This is a genomic window from Pseudomonas sp. 22526, assembly GCF_052044735.1.
Taxonomy (GTDB): domain Bacteria; phylum Pseudomonadota; class Gammaproteobacteria; order Pseudomonadales; family Pseudomonadaceae; genus Aquipseudomonas; species Aquipseudomonas piscium.
Genome location: NZ_JBQENK010000008.1, coordinates 192911 through 200288, shown reverse-complemented (window position 1 = coordinate 200288; position 7378 = coordinate 192911). Strand labels below are relative to the sequence as shown.

Genomic DNA, 7378 nt, shown 5'->3' with positions numbered 1-7378 from the left:
CCCGCGATAACAATCTGCAGAACACCGCAGAGCTCCCGAACAACTCTCCAGAAACGACAAAGCCCGCTGATCAGCGGGCTTTGTCCTGAAACCGCAACACTCAGAAGCGGAACACTTCCATATCCGTGCGGATAGGTGTGGCCATCGGAATCTTCGGCTGCTTCTCCTGCTCGGCCGGTTTTGCCGCCGGTGCAGGCGCCGCCTTGCGTGGCACCTCGGCTACCGTAGGCTGGTTGGCCAGCGGCTTGAGGGCACCCGACAGCTGCTCGGCCAGGCGTTGCAGCAATACACCCTGGGCCTGGACCTGGGACGCGGTGGTACCGGCATGTTGTTCCTGCAGATGAACGATACGGTTGTCGCGAACCTGCCCACGGCGATCGATCAGGCGCCATTGCGCATCGAGAACCGCCGGTTGCGACGCGCCCGAATCCAGGCGAGTGATCGACAGCAGCACCTGCACATCCGGGGTGAAGCCAGTGCTCGCCGGCGCCAGCACTACACGCTGGCTGTCCAGCTGACCGGCAACCTGGCGCAACAGCAACTGATCGATATCGGAAGACAGGCTGCCAGCCCAGCGACCGTCGGTCGAAGCCTGCAGGCTGCCGTCGTTCTGACGTTGCAGCAAGGTTTCACGTTGCAGGTAGTCGGCAACCAGTACCGGGCCCAGCAATACGGCCATGCCGGCACTTTGTGCCGGTTGAGCTGGACTTCCGCTGTCCAGCTGATACAGCGACACCGGCTGGTGTACGCTGCAACCCGCCAGGCCAAGAACGCCAGCGAGCAAGAAAACAAGAGGAAGGCGCAGAGCAGTCATCATCCCATCCAGGTGGCGGCCACAAGGCTAGCCACAGTGTAAATACTCAAAATAACCCTGAATAACGCTCAGCCACGCCGGCGCTTGAAAGCGCATATCATCCGTGAATATGCGCCATGACTCCAGTGTTGTAGCGCCGATCTACCGGTTAAATCGCAGATCGGACGCTCTAGACCGCATCAATTGAGAGTTTCTACCAACAACGCATCCACTCGCTGGAAGCCTCGTGGCAGCTTGTTACCCCGGCGACCGCGTTCGCCCTTGTAATGTTCGAGGTCATCGGCCTTGAGCGACAGGGTACGTTTTCCGGCCTGCAGCACCAATGTCGCGCCTTCCGGCAGTACCGCGATATCGGTCACATACTCCTCGCGACTGGCCACCCGCTCACCCGGAATCCCGATGATCTTGTTGCCCTTGCCTTTGCCCAGTTGCGGCAGGTCGCTGATCTTGAACACCAGCAAACGCCCTTCGGTGGTCACCGATGCCAGCCAGTTCTGTTCACGATCGCTCACCGGCCGCGGCAACAACACCTTGGCGTTGTTCGGCAGGCTCAACAGCGCCTTGCCGGCCTTGTTCTTGGCTTGCAGATCCTCGCCCTTGACCACGAAGCCGTAACCCGCGTCGGACGCAATCACGTACAGCGCCTCGTCGTCCGGCAGCAGTACGCATTCGAAACTGGCGCCAGGTGGCGGCGTCAGGCGTCCGGTCAGCGGCTCGCCCTGGCCACGGGCCGATGGCAGCGTATGTGCCGCCACCGAATAACTGCGCCCGGTGGAGTCGATAAACACTGCAAACTGATTGGAACGCCCGATGGCCGAGGTCTTGAAGCCGTCACCAGCCTTATAGGACAGGCCCGTGGCGTCGATATCATGCCCTTTGGCGCAGCGCACCCAACCTTTTTCCGACAGAACGATGGTGACCGGCTCGGTCGGCATCAGCTCGTTTTCCGACAGGGCCTTGGCCTCCGCGCGCTCGACGATTGGCGAACGACGGTCGTCACCGTAGGTTTCAGCGTCCTGCAGCAATTCGGTGCGCACCAGCTTCTTCAGCTTGGCTTCACTGTTGAGCAGGGCTTGCAGCTTGGCCTGCTCCTTGAGCAGTTCGTCCTGCTCGGCGCGCAACTTCATCTCTTCCAGCCGCGCCAACTGACGCAGGCGGGTATCGAGGATGTAGTCGGCCTGCACTTCGCTCAGGGCGAAACGCTCGATCAGCTTGGCCCGCGGCTGGTCCTCGGTACGAATGATGTGGATCACTTCATCCAGGTTGAGGTAGGCGATCAGCAAGCCGTCCAACAGGTGCAGGCGACGCTCGACCTTGTCCAAGCGGAACTGCAGGCGGCGGCGCACCGTCAGTACGCGGAACTCCAGCCATTCCACCAGCAGGGCGCGCAGGTTCTTCAGCTGCGGCTTGCCGTCCAGGCCGATGATGTTGACGTTGACCCGGTAGCTGGATTCCAGCTCGGTGGTGGCGAACAGATGCTGCATCAGCTCGTCGGGATCGACCCGGTTGGAGCGCGGAATGATCACGATCCGGCAGGGGTGCTCGTGGTCCGACTCGTCACGCAGGTCGGCGACCATCGGCAGCTTCTTGGCCTGCATCTGCGCGGCGATCTGCTCCAGCACCTTGGCGCCGGAGACCTGGTGCGGCAGCGCGGTGACGATGATGTCGCCATCCTCGATGCGATAGACGGCACGCATGCGCACCGAACCGCGACCGGTTTCGTAGATTTTCAGCAGGTCCGCGCGCGGCGTGATGATTTCCGCTTCAGTCGGGTAGTCCGGGCCCTGAATGTGCTCGCAGAGCTGTTCGACCGTGGCCTTGGGCTCGTCCAGCAGGCGCACGCAGGCGGTAGCGACTTCCCGCAGGTTGTGCGGCGGTACGTCAGTGGCCATGCCCACGGCGATGCCGGTAGTGCCATTGAGCAGGATGTTCGGCAAACGTGCCGGCAATACCAGGGGTTCCTGCAAGGTACCGTCGAAGTTCGGCCCCCAGTCCGCGGTGCCCTGGCCCAGCTCGCTGAGCAGGACTTCGGAGTAACGCGACAGGCGCGCCTCGGTGTAACGCATGGCGGCGAAGGACTTGGGATCGTCCGGCGCACCCCAGTTACCCTGGCCATCCACCAGGGTGTAGCGGTAGCTGAACGGCTGCGCCATCAGCACCATGGCTTCGTAGCAGGCCGAGTCGCCGTGGGGGTGGAACTTACCCAGCACGTCACCGACCGTACGGGCGGACTTCTTGTGCTTGGAATCGGCATCCAGCCCCAGCTCACTCATGGCGTAGACGATACGCCGCTGTACCGGTTTCAGGCCGTCGCCGATATGCGGCAAAGCACGGTCCATGATCACGTACATGGAGTAGTTGAGGTAGGCATTTTCGGTGAAGTCAGCCAGCGATCGGCGTTCTACGCCATCCAGGCTGAGATCCAGGGAGTCGCTCATGCGGGCCTCATCAGTTCGTTGTCTGGCGCAGCAGCAAGGTGCCGCCGCGCTGGGTAAATTCAAGTTTTTTCAAAGCGCTCATGCCCAGCAACACCTGATCGCCGCCCAGGCCCGGCGCGACCAGCGCACGGACATCCCGCAGGACGATATCGCCCAGCTGCAGGCGGTCGAGGCGGGTTCGATAACCCTCGCTACGACCATTGGCGGTACTCAGGGTCACCGGGGCGCCCTTCTCCAGGCCGAGACGCTCGGCCAGCCCGGACGGGATCGACACATCGGTCGCTCCGGTATCGAGCATGAAATTCACCGGCTGGCCGTTGATCTGGCCGCTGGCGACGAAATGCCCCTGGCCGTTGCCGACCAGTTTCACTTCGATGTAACCCTCATGTTGTTGCGAAGTGACGACAGCATTGGGGTTCTCCTGACGCTGCTCCCACTCGCCGAAAAACCGTGTCGCCAGGAACAGCCCGGCGCCCCAGGCCAGCACCAGCAGCACGCGCCCGGCACGTTTGCCCGGTGGCTGCTGGCTCACGGTTTGCCCCCCCAACCGCCCTCGGGCGCGGCGAAGCGCCAGACAATCGGGCGTTTTTCACCATCGGCACGGGCCCCGGTGTTGTTATCCACACCGATCCAGGCGCCGTCGGCATCCACCACCAGTGCCTCGGTCAGGCCATAGGCCTGTGGATAACGCCGGTTTTCCTGCAGCGCCTCGGCGGCAAACGACCAGCAACGCTCGACCTTGGCCGTCGACGCATCACGACGACAGACCTGAAACGCATTGCGTTCGAGGGTGAACAGCTTGCCCTCGAACAGCGACAGGTCGGCGAAATCCCGGGACACCGCCTTGGCCTTGGGCATCTGCGGCGGCTGCATTTCCAACCCGGCCTCGCTGAGCAGCACACAGCCGCCGTCGCAGTCCCAGACACTCTGCTGGCGCTTGATCAACAGCAGCCCGCGGCGCTCGCGCTCGGCGGCCAGCCAGATCTTGTCGCCGGCCGGGTTGACCGCCAGGCCTTCGAGCAAGGCATTGAAGTGCAGCAACATACCGCTGGCCCGCGCCTCGCGCACCATGATCGGCGAAATCTTCAGCCAGGCGGCCGACCCCGTCGGCGCCAGCTGCAACACCGCCGCATGGGACTCGCTGACCACATACTTGTTGCCGACGCTGTCGCAGGTGATGCCCTCGAAATCCAGGTCGCCGCCGCGCACGAACGAAGCGACCCAGGTGCGTGAGTTCAAGCCCCAGGGCAAACCGCTGTCCGGCACCGGCGGCACGTCGATGCGCACGGTTTCAGCCTGCCAGACCCGGTCGCTGGTATCGAGCCGATAGATCTGGTCATCGTCGCGGTCGGAGACCGTCCACAGCTCCTTGCCGCACAACGCCAGCCCCGACAGGTTGCCGCCGCGCATGCCATCCACCGGATGCTCGGCCAGCAGCCTCAACTCGGGCAAGGGGTCGGCCATCGCCGAGGTTGCCAATAGCAGTAACGCCAGGGCAAAGCCTCTGCGCATCAGGCCAGAACCTCGGCCAGGTTGCCCTTGGACTCCAGCCAGCTCTTGCGATCGCCGGCGCGTTTCTTCGCCAGCAGCATGTCCATCATTTCCGAAGTCGCGGCGAAGTCCTCACCGAGGGTCAACTGCACCAGGCGCCGGGTGTTCGGGTCCATGGTGGTTTCGCGCAGTTGCGGCGGGTTCATTTCACCCAGGCCCTTGAATCGGGTGACCTGCGGCTTGCCCCGCTTCTTCTCGGCCACCAGGCGATCGAGGATGCCGTCGCGCTCGGCCTCGTCGAGGGCGTAGTAGATCTCCTTGCCCAGGTCGATGCGGTATAGCGGCGGCATCGCCACGTAGACGTGGCCGGCATCCACCAGCGGACGGAAATGCTGGACGAACAGCGCGCAGAGCAACGTCGCGATGTGCAAGCCGTCGGAGTCGGCGTCGGCGAGGATGCAGATCTTGCCGTAGCGCAGCTGGCTCATGTCCTCGGCGCCCGGGTCGACCCCGATAGCCACGGCGATGTTGTGCACTTCCTGGCTGGCCAGCACTTCGCTGCCGTCGACTTCCCAGGTGTTGAGGATCTTGCCGCGCAGCGGCAGGATCGCCTGGAATTCCTTGTCCCGCGCCTGCTTGGCCGAACCGCCGGCGGAATCACCTTCCACCAGGAACAGCTCGGAACGCATCGGGTCCTGGCCGGCGCAGTCCGCCAGCTTGCCTGGCAGTGCCGGGCCCTGGGTAATGCGCTTGCGCTCGACCTTCTTGCTGGCCTTGAGGCGACGACCGGCGTTGCTGATGGCCAGCTCCGCCAGTTGCATGCCCAACTCCGGGTTGGCGTTGAGCCACAGGCTGAACGCGTCCTTGACCACGCCCGAAACGAAAGCTGCCGCCTCACGGGACGACAAGCGTTCCTTGGTCTGGCCGGAGAACTGCGCATCCTGCATCTTCATCGACAGTACGAAAGCGATACGCTCCCAGACGTCTTCCGGCGCCAGCTTCAGGCCGCGCGGCAGCAGGTTGCGGAACTCGCAGAACTCACGCATGGCGTCCAGCAGACCCTGGCGCAAACCGTTGACGTGGGTCCCGCCCTGGGCGGTCGGGATCAGGTTGACGTAGCTTTCCTGCACGCTGTCGCCGCCTTCCGGCAACCACAGCAGGGCCCAGTCCACCGCTTCCTTGTTACCCGCCAGGCTGCCGCAGAAAGGCTCGGCCGGCAGGCGTTCGAATTCGCTGACCGCGTCCACCAGATAGGAGCGCAGGCCGTCTTCGTAATGCCACTCGACCTTCTCGCCGGTGCCTTTGTCTTCGAAGCTGACCAGCAGCCCCGGGCACAACACGGCCTTGGCCTTGAGCACATGCTTGAGGCGGCTGACGGAGAATTTTGGCGAATCGAAGTATTTCGGATCCGGGGAGAAGTACACGCTGGTCCCGGTATTGCGCTTGCCGACGCTGCCGACCACTTCCAGCTCGGTGGCCTTGAAACCGTCGGCGAAGGTCATCTGGTATTCGTTGCCGTCCCGCTTGACCCGCACCCGCACCTGGTTCGACAGAGCGTTGACCACGGAAATACCCACCCCGTGCAGACCGCCGGAGAACTGGTAGTTCTTGTTGGAAAACTTGCCGCCCGCATGGAGCTTGGTGAGGATCAGCTCGACGCCGGACACGCCCTCTTCGGGGTGAATGTCCACCGGCATGCCGCGACCGTCATCGGACACTTCCAGGGAATGATCGGCATGCAGGATGACCTGGATCGACTTCGCGTGCCCCGCCAGGGCTTCGTCGACACTGTTGTCGATGACTTCCTGGGCGAGGTGGTTCGGCCGGGTGGTGTCGGTGTACATGCCCGGGCGTTTGCGCACCGGGTCGAGGCCCGAGAGGACTTCGATGGCGTCTGCGTTATAAGAGCTAGCGCTGGGAGTGGCCATGGGGTCTCGTCGTTAGTCGTTCAATGAAATAGAAGCGAGGGTTCACAGCGAGGTGAAATCGATCGCCTGGTACTGATCCGGGCCGATGCCGGCAAAATTCAACAACGCCGGCAATTGTCCAGCAAAACCCTGGAAACTATGGTCGCCGCCGGCCTGGATGCGCAAGGCACAGGCTCGGTAATACAGCTGGGCGCTGCGATAGTCCAGCGTCTCGTCACCTGTCTGCAGCCAGACCTGGAACCGCTGCGGGTCCTGGGGCGCCGGCACTTCCAGTTCGGCCAGGGCCGTCACGTGGTCGTGGGTCAATTCCCAGGTTTCCCCGGTATAGAGGTTGGTCTGCGTGCCCAGAAAGCCGTCGAACATCCGGTGCGGACTGACCGCGGGGTTGATCAGCAGGGCTTTCAGGCCGTGGCGCTCGGCAAGGTGAGTGGCATAGTAGCCGCCGAGAGAGCTGCCGACCAGCAGCGGCCGTCCGAGTTCGGCAATCGCCTGCTCCAACTGGCCAATGGCCTCGCGCGGATGATGATGCAGGGCTGGCACACGCAGCTGTTCGCCGCGGCCGATCGCCTCCATGACGGCGATCAGCTGGCTGGCTTTCTTCGACGCCGGTGCGCTGTTGAAGCCGTGGATATACAGGATCGAACCGGACATGCGCACTCCCTTTGCATCGTGCAAAAAGGCGCAGTTTACAGGGTGTATCGCCGCTT

6 protein-coding genes are annotated in these 7378 nt (G+C 63.3%); all 6 read right to left on the bottom strand.

What is annotated here, in order from left to right:
• Positions 1-100: 100 nt before the first annotated feature.
• A complete protein-coding gene (locus ACTJKT_RS14475) occupies positions 101-814 on the bottom strand; it encodes a PqiC family protein (RefSeq protein WP_007921414.1) in 714 nt (237 codons plus the stop codon).
• A gap of 179 nt (positions 815-993) precedes the next feature.
• A complete protein-coding gene (gene parC / locus ACTJKT_RS14470) occupies positions 994-3252 on the bottom strand; it encodes a DNA topoisomerase IV subunit A (RefSeq protein ID WP_009041892.1) in 2259 nt (752 codons plus the stop codon).
• Positions 3253-3262: 10 nt separating this feature from the next.
• Complete coding sequence (locus ACTJKT_RS14465; protein ID WP_023970202.1) at positions 3263-3784, bottom strand: retropepsin-like aspartic protease family protein; 522 nt, start codon at positions 3782-3784, stop codon at positions 3263-3265.
• A complete protein-coding gene (locus ACTJKT_RS14460; protein ID WP_440787567.1) occupies positions 3781-4764 on the bottom strand; it encodes an esterase-like activity of phytase family protein in 984 nt (327 codons plus the stop codon). Before ACTJKT_RS14460 ends, ACTJKT_RS14465 begins: the two co-directional genes overlap by 4 nt.
• Complete coding sequence (parE, locus tag ACTJKT_RS14455; RefSeq protein ID WP_440787566.1) at positions 4764-6671, bottom strand: DNA topoisomerase IV subunit B; 1908 nt, start codon at positions 6669-6671, stop codon at positions 4764-4766. The genes ACTJKT_RS14460 and parE overlap by 1 nt, the downstream gene beginning before the upstream one ends.
• 42 nt (positions 6672-6713) lie before the next feature.
• Positions 6714-7322 carry a YqiA/YcfP family alpha/beta fold hydrolase gene (locus tag ACTJKT_RS14450; RefSeq protein ID WP_007921424.1) on the bottom strand — a complete coding sequence of 203 codons (609 nt, stop codon included), beginning with the start codon at positions 7320-7322 and terminating at the stop codon, positions 6714-6716.
• Positions 7323-7378 lie beyond the last annotated feature (56 nt).